Below are 14,321 nucleotides of genomic sequence, written 5' to 3' on the forward strand. Positions count from 1 at the left end.
TCCATAACACGACCCAGTGCCAGGCCCGACCGGCAAGGAGACCAGCCTCAGTGTCCGTCTTCAACAAGCTCATGCGTGCAGGCGAAGGCAAGATCCTGCGCAAACTGCACCGCATCGCGGACCAGGTCAGCTCCATCGAAGAGGACTTCGTCAACCTCTCCGACGCCGAGCTGCGGGCGCTCACCGACGAGTACAAGGAACGGTACGCGGACGGCGAGAGCCTGGACGACCTGCTCCCCGAGGCATTCGCAACCGTCCGTGAGGCCGCCAAGCGGGTCCTCGGACAGCGCCACTACGACGTCCAGATGATGGGCGGCGCAGCCCTGCACCTCGGCTATGTGGCCGAGATGAAGACCGGCGAGGGCAAGACCCTGGTCGGCACCCTGCCGGCGTATCTCAACGCACTGTCCGGCAAGGGCGTGCACCTGATCACGGTCAATGACTATCTGGCCGAGCGTGACTCCGAAATGATGGGCCGGGTCCACAAGTTCCTCGGTCTGACCGTCGGCTGCATCCTCGCCAACATGACGCCGGCCCAGCGCCGTGAGCAGTACGCCTGCGACATCACGTACGGCACGAACAACGAGTTCGGCTTCGACTACCTCCGCGACAACATGGCGTGGTCCGCGGACGAGCTCGTCCAGCGCGGCCACAACTTCGCCGTCGTCGACGAGGTCGACTCGATCCTCGTCGACGAGGCCCGTACGCCGTTGATCATCTCCGGCCCGGCCGACCAGGCCACCAAGTGGTACGGCGACTTCGCCAAGTTGGTCACCCGTCTCACCAAGGGCGAGGCGGGCAACCCGCTCAAGGGAATCGAGGAGACCGGCGACTACGAGGTCGACGAGAAGAAGCGGACCGTCGCCATCCATGAGCCCGGTGTCGCGAAGGTCGAGGACTGGCTCGGCATCGAGAACCTCTACGAGTCGGTGAACACCCCCCTCGTCGGGTACCTCAACAACGCCATCAAGGCCAAGGAACTCTTCAAGAAGGACAAGGACTACGTCGTCATCGACGGCGAAGTCATGATCGTCGACGAGCACACCGGTCGTATCCTCGCCGGCCGCCGCTACAACGAGGGCATGCACCAGGCGATCGAGGCGAAGGAAGGGGTGGACATCAAGGACGAGAACCAGACGCTCGCCACGATCACTCTGCAGAACTTCTTCCGCCTCTACGGCAAGCTCTCCGGCATGACCGGTACGGCGATGACCGAGGCCGCCGAGTTCCACCAGATCTACAAGCTCGGTGTGGTGCCGATCCCGACCAACCGGCCGATGGTCCGTGCCGACCAGTCGGACCTGATCTACCGCACCGAGGTCGCGAAGTTCGCCGCCGTCGTCGACGACATCGCCGAGAAGCACGAGAAGGGCCAGCCGATCCTGGTCGGCACCACCTCGGTCGAGAAGTCCGAGTACCTCTCGCAGCAGCTCTCCAAGCGCGGTGTCCAGCACGAAGTCCTCAACGCCAAGCAGCACGATCGTGAGGCGACGATCGTCGCCCAGGCCGGTCGCAAGGGCGCGGTCACGGTCGCGACGAACATGGCCGGACGAGGCACCGACATCAAGCTCGGCGGCAACCCCGACGACCTCGCAGAGGCGGAGCTGCGCCAGCGCGGCCTCGACCCCGTCGAGCACGTCGAGGAGTGGGCGGCCGCGCTGCCCACCGCGCTGGAGAAGGCCGAGCAGGCCGTGAAGGCGGAGTTCGAAGAGGTCAGGGAGCTCGGCGGGCTCTATGTCCTGGGCACCGAGCGGCACGAGTCGCGGCGTATTGACAACCAGCTGCGCGGCCGTTCCGGCCGTCAGGGCGACCCGGGCGAGTCCCGCTTCTATCTGTCGCTCGGCGACGACCTGATGCGGCTGTTCAAGGCGCAGATGGTCGAGCGCGTCATGTCGATGGCCAATGTGCCGGACGACGTGCCGATCGAGAACAAGATGGTGACGCGGGCGATTGCGTCGGCCCAGTCACAGGTCGAGCAGCAGAACTTCGAGACGCGTAAGAACGTCCTGAAGTACGACGAGGTGCTCAACCGGCAGCGCGAGGTCATCTACGGCGAGCGTCGCCGGGTCCTGGAGGGCGAGGATCTGCAGGACCAGATCCGCCACTTCATGGACGACACGATCGACGACTACATCCGCCAGGAGACCGCCGAGGGCTTCGCCGAGGAGTGGGACCTGGACCGGCTGTGGGGTGCGTTCAAGCAGCTCTACCCGGTGAAGGTCACCGTCGAGGAGCTGGAGGAGGCGGCCGGCGACCGGGCAGGCATCACCGCCGAGTTCATCGGTGAGTCCATCAAGGACGACATCCACGAGCAGTACGACGAGCGCGAGAAGCAGCTCGGCTCGGACATCATGCGTGAGCTGGAGCGGCGTGTGGTGCTGTCCGTCCTGGACCGCAAGTGGCGTGAGCACCTCTACGAGATGGACTACCTCCAGGAGGGCATCGGCCTCCGTGCCATGGCGCAGAAGGACCCGCTGGTCGAGTACCAGCGCGAGGGCTTCGACATGTTCAACGCCATGATGGAGGGCATCAAGGAGGAGTCCGTCGGCTATCTGTTCAACCTGGAGGTCCAGGTCGAGCAGCAGGTCGAGGAGGTTCCGGTGCAGGACGAGGCCGAGCGGACCTCGCTCGCCAAGGAGGACCTCGTGCCGGCGGCGCGTCCGGAGATCCGGGCCAAGGGGCTCGATGCTCCGCAGCGACCGGACCGGCTGCACTTCTCCGCGCCCACGGTGGACGGGGAGGGCGGGGTCGTCGAGGGCGACTTCTCCAACGGTGACGGTGGGGTCGCGTCCGAGTCGGACGGATTGACTCGGGCGGAGCGGCGCAAGGCGCAGAAGAATGGTGGGGGTGGGCGGCGCCGCAAGAAGTAGCGGTGGCGTCGGCGTTATTGGCGCCGGTGGGGTTTTGGCCGGGGTCGGGCACCTTTTGTGGGTGGCCGGCCCCGGTTTGTTTTGAGTTTGGGCCCTGGGTCCCGTTGCCGGGGGTGCGGGGCGGGTGGGGGCAAGTGGGGGCGGGGCGCGGAGGTGTCCTTGGTGCGGGCGGGTGTGCCGCTGCGCGGGGCTGTCCCCTCCCCGCCCTTTCCCGAAACCGGGGCTCGGCCCCGGACCCCGCTCCTCAAACGCCGGAGGAGTGGCCAGTGGTTTCCGGGGGCTTCCCCCTGGCTCCGTAGCTCGTGTGGCTGCGGGGCCGGGGAAGTCCCCGGCCGGGTGTCTATCGGGTGGGCGTTGCCTGGAGGTGTTCGTCGCCCAGCTCTACTGCTGCGCAGCGCCAGCGGAGGTCTGTGCCCTGTTCCAGACGGAAGGCCATGGCCCTTACCTGTTCGCCCGCTGCGATGCTCGCGCAGGCCTCCACCACGCCCGGAGCCGGCTGGGCACCGTGGCACATGCGGATGACCGGGCGTGCGCCGCGGGCCCTGAGGGGGGTGCGGGGGGCCAGTTCGGCCAGTTGGTCGTATGCCTCGCCGATGGTGTGTCCGAGCATCCAGTGCACCGGGCGCTGGCCGCTGAGGACCGCCAGGAGGCGCTCGGCGAACCAGTGGTGGGGGCGGACGCGCCGGGGAGTCCTTGCGCGTTGCGGTGGCACCGAATCGGGCCTGCGCTGGTCGTGTCGTCCTGTGGGCCGGGTCCTGTTCGTGCTCATCGCTCATCGCCCCCGTGCTTCAGAGGCCCGGTCGAATACCGGGCGGTAACTTCTGCTGTGGATCTTCTACGGCGACGGCGGAGGTCGCCGCAAGTGGCGATGGGGCGCCGGACGTGATCGGAAGGAATCACCTATCCGGGTGATGAGCCCAGTGCTGTGCGGGGTGCGAGGAAGGCGTGGGGAGGGTGAGTGGTGGTTGCGGGGTGGACGGGACAGCAGCGGTGCACGTAACCCCAAAGGGGGACGTCGCACGTATCCTGAGGGCGTTTCCGACTACGAAAGCGGCCAGCCATGCGCGTGTACGTCCCCCTGACGCTCCCCGGTCTCGCAGCGGCGCACAAGGCGGGCGAGATCGGTCCCGGTCCGCTGACCGCCTATGCGGTGACCCCCGGACTGCGTGAGTGGTACGTCTCCGACGACATCGAGGAGCTGGAGTACGCGGCGCTCAACCGGGCCGCTTCCGCCTCGCTGCGCCTGATCGCCGGGAATCCCGACGCGGTCCGCCGGCGCGTCGTCGTCGCCGTCGACGTACCGGACGGTGCAGCCGTGGCCGACCCGGACCGCAGCCTCGACTCGTCGTCGCTCGGCGAGGTGCGGATCGCGTCCTCCGCGGCGCTGACCGAGGCTGCTGCCGTGCATGTCGATGCGGACGACGCCGAGAAGGACGTCACGGCCGCCGCGGCTGCACTGGGCGCGGCGGACCTCGGTGACGACGACGCGCAGTTCACCGTGGACGGCGCCGAGGACCACGAGCTGCTTTGGTTCGGCATTCAGGAGATTCCGAATCTGATCGGATGAGAGGGACGGGAGCGGAGGGGAGAGGGGCGTTGCGGTAGCTGCCACGCTGCCACAACGGGTGTCGGACCCGGCGGGTACTTTCTTATGCATGGGGACGCATGGGAAGCACCGCACGCATCTGGTCTGGGACTGGAACGGCACACTGCTCGACGACAACGCCGCGGTCGTCGGCGCGACCAACGCCGCGTTCGGCGAGGTCGGCCTGGAGCCGATCACCCTGGAGCAGTACCGCGAGATGTACTGCGTCCCCATCCCCCGCTTCTACGAACGGCTGATGGGCCGGCTGCCCACAGACGCCGAGTGGGAGCGGATGGACGGGATATTTCACCTGCACTACATCGAGCAGCGGGCCGCCTGCCGGCTCACCGAGGGTGCCGAGGAGCTTCTCGCGCAGTGGCAGCTGGCCGGACGCAGCCAGTCTCTCCTGAGCATGTACGGACACGACCAACTGGTCCCCGTGGTCCGGGGTTACGGCATCGAGCGGCACTTCGTACGGGTCGACGGGCGCACCGGGCCGTCCGGCGGCAGCAAGGCGCTGCACATGGAGCGGCACATCGCCGCGCTGGACGGGGTGTCCCCGGAGCACACGGTGGTCATCGGCGATGCGGTGGACGACGCCGTGGCCGCCGCCCATGTCGGCGCGAAGGCCGTGCTCTACACCGGCGGATCGCACAGCAGGGCCAGTCTGGAGGCGGCCGGGGTGCCGGTGGTCGACAGCCTGGCCGAGGCCGCCGACCTGGCCGAGCGGATGGCTGGATAGGGAGGGACGGGCGAGGGGGCCCGGTCCCTCGTGAGCGCCGTCAGGTGGTTACCGGGGCCTTTGTGCGGAGCACCTTCAGGAATTCGCGCATCCACGCCGAGTGGTCCGGCCACGCACGGGACGAGATCAGGGTGCCGTCGACCACCGCCTCGTGGTCCTCGAAGACGGCGCCCGCCGCCTGCATGTCGAGCTCCAGCGCGGGGTACGCGGTGACGCGCCGGCCGACCAGTGCGCCGACCGCCGCCGTCATCAGCGGGCCGTGGCAGATCTGGGCCACCGGCCGGTCCGAGTCGAAGAACGCCTTGAGGATCTTGCGCAGCTCGGCGTCGTTGCGCAGATACTCGGGCGCCCGGCCGCCCGGTACGACCAGGGCCACGTAATCTCCGGCGTCGACCTCGGAGAAGGCCAGGTCGGCGGGCCAGGTGTAGCCGGGCTTCTCGGTGTACGTGTCGAAGCCGGGCTCGAAGTCGTGGACCACGAAGCGGAGCGTCTTGCGGGCGGGGGCCGCGATATGGACGTCGTAACCCTCCTCGCGCAGCCGCTGGTAGGGATAGAGGACTTCCAGGGACTCGGCGGCGTCGCCGGTGACGATCAGGATTTTCGGTGCCATGGCAGGGCTCCCACGGTTCGTCGGCCTGTTTCGTCTACCAGAGTGCGGCAATACGGGCCGCCGCGCTGTCCAGAGTGTCAAACTTCGGGGCCATCTTTTGTACACATACGGCTCGTGACGGTTACGGGGGCGGGCGAGATAGCCTGGACCCCGTGATCAGCGCGATACGCCTCGGGGGCAGCGAAGCCCCCGGCCTGCGCCCGGAGTGCCACAGCACCCGGGCTATCACTGATCCTCACAGCCCGGGCCGACTGCCAAAAATGGCCAATATGGTCCCGGGCATCTCTCATAGCGGCATAGCGTCGACTCAGACCGGAAACCCCGTGTCGTGGCGGTACGTCGCCTTTTTCACCTACGTCACGCAACGGCGCGCGACAGGAGCCAGAGGACATGCAGACCAAGCTGGACGAAGCCAAGGCCGAGCTGCTCGCACGGGCCGCCAAGGTAGCTGACAACAGCCCGGGCGGTGGTGTCGGTGGCCCGGGCGGTACCCCCGAGGCCGACCAGGAGCGTCCCGGGCAGGACGTACTCCTCGCCTACCTCCAGCGCTACTACCTGCACACCGCTCCGGAGGACATCGCGGGCCGCGACCCCGTGGACGTCTTCGGCGCCGCCTCCTCCCACTACCGGCTCGCGGAGACACGCCCGCAGGGCACCGCGAACGTCCGGGTGCACACCCCGACCGTCGAGGAGAACGGCTGGACGTGCAGCCACTCCGTCGTCGAGGTCGTCACCGACGACATGCCGTTCCTGGTCGACTCCGTCACCAATGAGCTCTCCCGGCAGGGGCGCGGCATCCATGTCGTGATCCACCCGCAGGTCGTCGTACGCCGCGACGTCACCGGCAAGCTCATCGAGGTCCTTGCCGAGGGCAACGGCATCGCGACGAGCCTGCAGGGCCGCCAGGACGCCAAGGGTGCCAAGGGCGCCGGGACCGAGCTGCCGCACGACGCGCTCGTCGAGTCCTGGATCCACGTCGAGATCGACCGTGAGACCGACCGCTCCGACCTCCAGCAGATCGCCACCGATCTGCTGCGGGTGCTGTCCGACGTACGGGAGACCGTCGAGGACTGGGAGAAGATGCGCGACGCCGCACTGCGCATCGCCGACGACCTGCCCGGCGAGCCGCTCGACGGCCTCGCCGACGAAGAGGTGAACGAGGCCAGGGAGCTGCTGCGCTGGCTCGCCGCCGACCACTTCACCTTCCTCGGCTACCGCGAGTACGAGCTGAAGGACACCGACGCGCTGGCCGCCGTCCCCGGCACCGGCCTGGGCATCCTGCGCTCCGACCCGCACCACAGCGTCGACGAGGCACACCCCGTCAGCCCGTCCTTCGACCGGCTGCCCGCCGACGCCCGGGCCAAGGCCCGCGAGCACAAGCTCCTCATCCTCACCAAGGCCAACAGCCGGTCGACCGTCCACCGCCCCAGCTACCTCGACTACGTCGGCGTGAAGAAGTTCGACGCCGACGGCAATGTCGTCGGTGAGCGCCGCTTCCTCGGACTGTTCTCGTCCGCCGCCTACACGGAGTCCGTGCGCCGGGTGCCGGTCATCCGCCGCAAGGTCGCCGAAGTGCTGGAGGGCGCGGGCTTCTCGCCCAACAGCCACGACGGCCGCGACCTGGTGCAGATCCTGGAGACGTACCCGCGCGACGAGCTCTTCCAGACGCCCGTCGACCAGCTGCGCTCCATCGTCACCTCCGTGCTGTACCTCCAGGAGCGCCGCCGGCTGCGGCTCTACCTGCGCCAGGACGAGTACGGGCGCTACTACTCCGCGCTCGTCTACCTGCCGCGTGACCGCTACACCACCGGTGTGCGGCTCCGCCTGATCGACATCCTCAAGGAGGAGCTGGGCGGCACCAGCGTCGACTTCACCGCCTGGAACACCGAGTCGATCCTCTCCCGGCTGCACTTCGTCGTCCGGGTCGCCCCCGGCAGCGAGCTGCCCGACCTCACCGACGCCGAGGCCGACCGCATCGAGGCCCGGCTCGTCGAGGCCGCCCGCTCCTGGGCCGACGGCTTCCAGGAGGCGTTGAACGCCGAGTGCGGCGAGGAGCGCGCCGCCGAGCTGATGCGTCAGTACGGCCACTCGTTCCCCGAGGGCTACAAGGCCGACCACACGCCGCGCGCCGCCGTGGCCGACCTGGTCCACCTCGAAGCGCTCAAGAAGGACCAGAAGGACTTCGCTCTCAGCCTGTACGAGCCGGTCGGTGCCGGCCCCGGCGAGCGCCGCTTCAAGATCTACCGGACCGGCGAGCAGGTCTCCCTGTCCGCGGTCCTCCCGGCCCTCCAGCGGCTCGGTGTCGAGGTCGTCGACGAGCGACCGTACGAGCTGCGCTGTGCGGACCGTACGCACGCCTGGATCTACGACTTCGGTCTGCGGATGCCGCAGACCAACGGCAGCGGCAACTATCTCGCCGACGACGCCCGCGACCGGTTCCAGGACGCCTTCGCCGCCGTGTGGACCGGTGAGGCGGAGAACGACGGCTTCAACTCGCTCGTGCTGGGCGCCGGTCTGAACTGGCGGCAGGCGATGGTGCTGCGCGCCTACGCGAAGTACCTGCGTCAGGCCGGATCGACCTTCAGCCAGGACTACATGGAGAGCACTCTCCGTAACAACGTCCACACCACCCGGCTGCTGGTCTCGCTCTTCGAGGCGCGGATGTCGCCCGAGCGCCAGCGGGCCGGTACGGAGCTGACCGACGGGCTCCTCGAGGAGCTGGACGGGGCCCTGGACCAGGTCGCCTCGCTCGACGAGGACCGGATCCTGCGGTCCTTCCTCACCGTCATCAAGGCCACCCTGCGCACCAACTTCTTCCAGACGGTGGACGACGGCAAGCCGCACAACTACGTCTCGATGAAGTTCGACCCGCAGTCCATCCCGGATCTGCCGGCGCCCCGCCCGGCGTTCGAGATCTGGGTCTACTCGCCGCGCGTCGAGGGCGTGCACCTGCGCTTCGGCAAGGTCGCCCGAGGCGGTCTGCGCTGGTCGGACCGGCGCGAGGACTTCCGTACGGAGATCCTCGGCCTGGTCAAGGCGCAGATGGTGAAGAACACCGTCATCGTGCCGGTCGGCGCCAAGGGCGGCTTCGTCGCCAAGCAGCTCCCGGACCCGGCCGTCGACCGTGACGCCTGGATGGCCGAGGGCATCGCCTCCTACCGCACCTTCATCTCGGCGCTGCTCGACATCACCGACAACATGGTGGCCGGCGCGGTCGTGCCGCCCAAGGACGTCGTCCGGCACGACGAGGACGACACCTACCTGGTCGTCGCCGCCGACAAGGGCACCGCGAAGTTCTCCGACATCGCCAACGAGGTCGCCGTCTCGTACGGCTTCTGGCTCGGCGACGCGTTCGCCTCCGGTGGCTCCGCCGGTTACGACCACAAGGGCATGGGCATCACCGCCCGCGGCGCCTGGGAGTCCGTCAAGCGGCACTTCCGCGAGCTCGGCCACGACACCCAGACCGAGGACTTCACCGTCGTCGGTGTCGGTGACATGTCGGGTGACGTGTTCGGCAACGGCATGCTGCTCTCCGAGCACATCCGGCTCGTCGCCGCCTTCGATCACCGGCACATCTTCATCGACCCCAGCCCGGACGCCGCCGCCTCGTACGCCGAGCGCCGCCGCCTCTTCGACCTGCCGCGCAGCTCCTGGGCCGACTACAACAAGGAACTGCTCTCCGCGGGCGGTGGCATCCACCCGCGCAGCGCCAAGTCCATCCCGGTCAACGCGCACATCCGTGAGGCGCTCGGGATCGAGCCGGGTGTCACGAAGATGACGCCCGCCGAGCTGATGCAGACCATCCTCAAGGCCCGCGTCGATCTGCTGTGGAACGGTGGCATCGGTACGTACATCAAGTCGTCCGCCGAGTCGAACGCTGACGTCGGCGACAAGGCCAACGACGCGATCCGCGTCAACGGCCAGGACCTGCGGGCCAAGGTCGTCGGCGAGGGCGGCAACCTCGGTGCCACCCAACTCGGCCGGATCGAGTTCGCCCGCAACGGCGGCCGGATCAACACCGACGCGATCGACAACAGCGCCGGTGTGGACACCTCCGACCACGAGGTGAACATCAAGATCCTGCTCAACGGTCTGGTCCGGGACGGCGACATGACCGTCAAGCAGCGCAACAAGCTGCTCGCCGAGATGACCGACGAGATCGGCCGTCTGGTGCTGCGCAACAACTACGCGCAGAACGTGGCGCTCGCCAACGCCACGACTCAGTCGGCGTCCCTGCTCCATGCCCACCAGCGCTTCATGCGCCGGCTGGTCCGTGACGGGGACCTCGACCGCGGGCTGGAGTTCCTGCCCACCGACCGGCAGATCCGCGAACTGCTGAACGCCGGCAAGGGGCTCAGCCAGCCCGAGCTGGCCGTGCTGCTCGCGTACACGAAGATCACGGCGGCCCGGGAGCTGATCAAGACCAGCCTGCCGGACGACCCGCACCTGCAGAAGCTGCTGCACGCCTACTTCCCGCAGCAACTGCGCGAACAGTTCCCCGAGGCGGTCGACGGGCACGCGCTGCGTCGCGAGATCATCACCACGGTCCTGGTCAACGACACCGTGAACACCGGTGGTTCGACCTTCCTGCACCGGCTGCGGGAAGAGACCGGTGCCTCGATCGAGGAGATCGTGCGGGCGCAGTTCGCGGCCCGCGAGATCTTCGGCCTCGGCCAGGTGTGGGACGCCGTCGAGGCGCTCGACAACAAGGTCGCCGCCGATGTGCAGACCCGGATCCGGCTGCACTCGCGCCGGCTCGTCGAGCGCGGTTCGCGCTGGCTGCTCGGCAACCGGCCGCAGCCGCTGGAGATCGCCGGGACGATCGACTTCTTCAAGGCGGGTGTCGAGCAGGTCTGGGCCGAACTGCCCAAGATGCTGATGGGCGCCGACCTGGACTGGTACCAGTCGATCCTGGACGAGCTCACCGAGGCGGGTGTCCCGGGCGAGCTGGCCCAGCGGGTCGCCGGATTCTCCTCCGCCTTCCCGGCGCTGGACATCGTGGCGATCGCGGACCGCACCGGCAAGGACCCGCTCTCCGTCGCCGAGGTGTACTACGACCTCGCGGACCGGCTGGGCGTCACCCAGCTGATGGACCGGATCATCGAGCTGCCGCGGGCCGACCGCTGGCAGTCCATGGCCCGCGCCTCCATCCGCGAGGACCTGTACGCCGCGCACGCCGGGCTCACCGCGGATGTGCTGTCCGTGGGCAACGGGAGCTCTACGCCGGAGGAGCGGTTCAAGGCGTGGGAGGAGAAGAACGCGGCGATCCTTACCCGGTCGCGCTCCACGCTTGAGGAGATTCAGGGGTCGGACGCGTTCGATCTGGCGAATCTGTCGGTGGCCATGCGGACGATGCGGACGCTGTTGCGTACGCACGCGTAGGGGTTGGTGGGGGCGGGGCGGTTGCCGGGGTGCCCGGCAACCGCCCCGCCCCCAATTGCCGGACGGGCTCGATATTCACTGCTGCCACAGGGTGAGTTCGGTGAAGTAGTCCGGCAGATCGTTGGTGGCGCGCCTCTCCACCTTCGTGATCTTCAGCATGGCCAGATTGCCGTCGGACGTCACCGTGCAGAGGCGGGTGCCCACCGGCAGGGTCTGGCCGCGCTGGAGCTCCTTCTCTCTGATCTCGGACGGCAGCACGTCGGACTGCGAGCCCGTACGGATGGCGGCCGGTCGCCGCGAGGGCCGCGATCAGGCCGAGCGAGAAGACATCGGTGGGCGGTCCGACCTGTCGAGCAGCCAGGGGCCGCTCGCGGCGAGCAGCAGGTTGCCGGGTTTGATGTCGCGGTGGATGACCCTGGCGGTGCGGACGGCGTCCAGCGCGCCGGCGAGGCAGCCGCTACGCACCGCCCGGACCGTCGCCCGCGCCACTCCTTCCCGCACCGCTCCTTCCCGCGCCGCTACTTCTTGCCGGTGAACTTCTCGTACTCGGCCACGACCTCGTCCGCCGGACCGTCCATCCGCAGCGTCCCCGCCTCCAGCCAGATCGCCCGGTCGCAGGTCTCGGTGATCGACTTGTTGCTGTGGCTGACCAGGAAGACCGTGCCGGCCTCCTTGCGCAGCTCGATGATCCGTTCCTTGCTGCGCCGCTGGAACCTCGCGTCGCCGGTGGACAGTGCCTCGTCGATCAGGAGGACGTCATGGCTCTTGGCGGCCGCGATCGAGAAGCGCAGCCGCGCGCCCATTCCGGAGGAGTACGTCCGCATCGGCAGGGTGATGAAGTCGCCCTTCTCGTTGATGCCGGAGAAGTCGACAATCCCCTGGTAGCGCTCGCGGATCTGGGCCCGCGTCATGCCCATGGCGAGGCCGCCGAGCACGACGTTGCGCTCGCCGGTCAGATCGCTCATCAGCGCCGCGTTCACCCCGAGCAGCGAGGGCTGGCCCTGGGTGTGCACCCGGCCCTTCGTCGCGGGCAGCAGACCGGCGATCGCCTTCAGCAGCGTCGACTTCCCCGAGCCGTTGGAACCGATCAGGCCGATGGCCTCGCCCTTGTACGCGGCGAAGCTCACCCCCTTCACGGCATGCACCTCGCGCACCCCGGGGGTCTGCCGGCGCGAGACGATCCGGCTGAGCGCCGAGGTGGCGCTGCCCTTTCCGGTACGGGCGCCATTGACCTTGTACGTGATGTGCACGTCGTCCACGACGACGGTCGGCACCCGCTCGTTGTAGTCAGTCACGTTGTCAGCCACGTCCGTACCGCTCCTCCGCCTGCCAGAAGTACACGAATCCGCCCACGCCGCACACGAGCGCCCAGCCCGCGGCGATCGCCCACACATGCGGCGGCAGATGGGACGCGCCGAAGCTGTCGATGAGCGCGAACCGCATCAGGTCGATGAAGACGGCCGCCGGATTGCACTCCAGCATCACCATCACGAAGTGCGGAACCCGGTCGCCCTTGAGCATCGTGTCCACACTCCACATGACGCCCGAGGCGTACATCCAGGTGCGCAGGATGAACGGCATCAGCTGGGCGATGTCCGGCGTCCGGGCGGCCAGCCGTGCCACCACCATGGAGACGCCGGTGTTGAACACCGCCTGGAGGAACAGCGCCGGAATCGCCAGCAGCCAGGACGGCCTGGGGAACTGCCCGAACCCCACCAGGATCATCACCAGCGCGCCCAGCGAGAACAGCAGCTGCTGGAGCTGCTGCAGGGCCAGCGCGATCGGCAGCGAGGCGCGCGGGAAGTGCAGGGCCCGGACGAGGCCGAGGTTGCCGCTGATCGCACGGGTGCCGGCGGTGATCGAGCTGCTGGTGAAGGTCCAGATGAACACGCCGGTGACGAGGAACGGAACGAAGTCCTCGACGTTGCGCTTCGTGTTCATCAGGACGCCGAAGATGAAGTAGTAGACCGTCGCGTTCAGGAGCGGGGTCATGATCTGCCAGATCTGGCCGAGCTTCGCCTGGCTGTACTGGGCGGTCAGCTTGGCGGTGGCGAACGCCGTGATGAAGTGCCGCCGCCCCCACAGCTGCCGGATGTACGCGCCCAGCGTGGGCCGGGCCCCGCTCATGGTCAGTCCGTGCCGGGCGGCGAGCGCGGCGAGCTCACCCGGTGCGTACACCGGGAGGCGGGTACCGGCGGGGGTGTCGGCCGGGGCCGCTGGTGTTGTTGTCTGGCTCACCACGATCGCTTTCGACGGGAGGGCAGGAACACGAGAAGACCGACGGGACGGAACCGTATCGTCGCAACGTCGAGGGTAGGGCGCATCCACGTCGCAACGCAACCGTTTCGTCGTTACGGACTATGATTTGGCCATGACCACCGACCCGGGAACCCGCCGCCGTGTCCCCGCCGGAGCCGCTGTGCTGCGCGAGGACGTCACCGATGCGATTCGCAGCGCCGTCTTCGAGGAGCTGGCCGCGGTGGGCTTCGCCCGGATGTCGATCGAGGGCATCGCCCGGCGCGCGGGCGTCGGCAAGACCGCCGTCTACCGCCGCTGGAAGTCCAAGCTGGCCCTGGTCCTCGACCTGGTCTCCGCCGTCGCCGTCCAGGGCATGCCGGCTCCGGCGACCGGTTCGCTGTACGGGGATGTCCGCGCCGTACTGGAACTCGCCTCCTACGCCCTGCGCCACCCCGTCGCCTCGCAGGTCATCCCGGACCTGCTGGTCGAGGCGGCCCGCAGTCCGGAGATCTCCGAGACGATCAAGGCCGCCCTGCTGGACCCGCATCAGGGCATCGCCGCCGTGGTCGTACGCGACGCCGTGGCGCGCGGCGAGCTGCCCGAGGACAGCGACCCGGACCGTGCGCTGGACCTGATCGTCGGCCCGCTCTACTGGCGGCTCGCAGTCGTCCGCACCCCGCTGCCCAAGGGCTACCTCGACGACCTGGCGGCATCCGCCGTCGCCGCACTCAGAGCCGGGTAGGTACTACCGTTCCTAACCAGTGTGCGTAAGCGAGTCTTCAACTCACTGCTGCGTACTGGGCACATCCCGAACGGTTTTGGATGCACTGGTCCCCCCGCGTTCGCTTCCCGCTCGGCGACGGCCCTCCAGGGGGCCGGTCCGTTGTGGACGGG

The 14,321-nt window shown here is 68.5% G+C and carries 11 protein-coding genes; 5 read left to right on the forward strand and 6 right to left on the reverse strand.

The features are described from left to right. The first annotated feature begins 50 nt into the window (after positions 1-50). On the forward strand, positions 51-2,870 hold the full coding sequence (secA, locus tag NRF20_RS27960) for a preprotein translocase subunit SecA (RefSeq protein WP_413753482.1): 2,820 nt from the start codon (positions 51-53) through the stop codon (positions 2,868-2,870). A 340-nt stretch (positions 2,871-3,210) separates the two neighbouring features. Here the strand turns inward: secA and NRF20_RS27965 are convergent, their stop codons facing one another. Beyond that, positions 3,211-3,639 carry an Rv3235 family protein gene (locus NRF20_RS27965; RefSeq protein WP_266361131.1) on the reverse strand — a complete coding sequence of 143 codons (429 nt, stop codon included), beginning with the start codon at positions 3,637-3,639 and terminating at the stop codon, positions 3,211-3,213. A 291-nt stretch (positions 3,640-3,930) separates the two neighbouring features. Here NRF20_RS27965 and NRF20_RS27970 point away from each other — a divergent pair, with 291 nt between their 5' ends. Both NRF20_RS27970 and NRF20_RS27975 read left to right on the forward strand, forming a co-directional pair. Continuing rightward, a complete protein-coding gene (locus NRF20_RS27970; RefSeq protein ID WP_413753483.1) occupies positions 3,931-4,437 on the forward strand; it encodes a DUF6912 family protein in 507 nt (168 codons plus the stop codon). Between the two features lie 88 nt (positions 4,438-4,525). Further along, entirely contained in the window at positions 4,526-5,197 is a 672-nt protein-coding gene (locus NRF20_RS27975; protein ID WP_413753484.1) for an HAD family hydrolase, read from the forward strand. Positions 5,198-5,237: 40 nt separating this feature from the next. Here NRF20_RS27975 and NRF20_RS27980 read toward each other — a convergent pair whose 3' ends face one another. Continuing rightward, positions 5,238-5,807, reverse strand: coding sequence for a DJ-1/PfpI family protein (locus tag NRF20_RS27980; RefSeq protein ID WP_266361134.1), 570 nt, complete (start codon positions 5,805-5,807; stop codon positions 5,238-5,240). A gap of 390 nt (positions 5,808-6,197) precedes the next feature. On the opposite strand from NRF20_RS27980, the gene NRF20_RS27985 reads away from it, so the two are divergent. Then, positions 6,198-11,189, forward strand: a complete 4,992-nt coding sequence (locus NRF20_RS27985; protein ID WP_398631918.1) for an NAD-glutamate dehydrogenase — start codon at positions 6,198-6,200, stop codon at positions 11,187-11,189. Between the two features lie 75 nt (positions 11,190-11,264). Here NRF20_RS27985 and NRF20_RS27990 read toward each other — a convergent pair whose 3' ends face one another. From NRF20_RS27990 to NRF20_RS28005, 4 genes are read right to left on the reverse strand one after another with little or no spacing between them, the layout of a single operon-like run. Next, positions 11,265-11,447: a hypothetical protein gene (locus NRF20_RS27990; RefSeq protein ID WP_413753485.1), complete on the reverse strand. Its 183-nt coding sequence runs from the start codon at positions 11,445-11,447 to the stop codon at positions 11,265-11,267. 51 nt (positions 11,448-11,498) lie between these two features. After that, positions 11,499-11,690: a hypothetical protein gene (locus NRF20_RS27995; protein ID WP_398631917.1), complete on the reverse strand. Its 192-nt coding sequence runs from the start codon at positions 11,688-11,690 to the stop codon at positions 11,499-11,501. 17 nt (positions 11,691-11,707) lie between these two features. After that, positions 11,708-12,496, reverse strand: a complete 789-nt coding sequence (locus NRF20_RS28000) for an ABC transporter ATP-binding protein (protein ID WP_398631916.1) — start codon at positions 12,494-12,496, stop codon at positions 11,708-11,710. Beyond that, complete coding sequence (locus tag NRF20_RS28005) at positions 12,489-13,430, reverse strand: ABC transporter permease (RefSeq protein WP_266361137.1); 942 nt, start codon at positions 13,428-13,430, stop codon at positions 12,489-12,491. The genes NRF20_RS28000 and NRF20_RS28005 overlap by 8 nt, the downstream gene beginning before the upstream one ends. A 130-nt stretch (positions 13,431-13,560) precedes the next feature. Between NRF20_RS28005 and NRF20_RS28010 the strand changes: the two genes are divergently transcribed. Next, positions 13,561-14,169 carry a TetR/AcrR family transcriptional regulator gene (locus NRF20_RS28010; protein ID WP_398631915.1) on the forward strand — a complete coding sequence of 203 codons (609 nt, stop codon included), beginning with the start codon at positions 13,561-13,563 and terminating at the stop codon, positions 14,167-14,169. The last annotated feature ends 152 nt before the right edge of the window (positions 14,170-14,321 follow it).

This window comes from Streptomyces sp. R-74717, assembly GCF_047305335.1.
GTDB classification, from domain to species: Bacteria; Actinomycetota; Actinomycetes; order Streptomycetales; family Streptomycetaceae; genus Streptomyces; species Streptomyces atratus.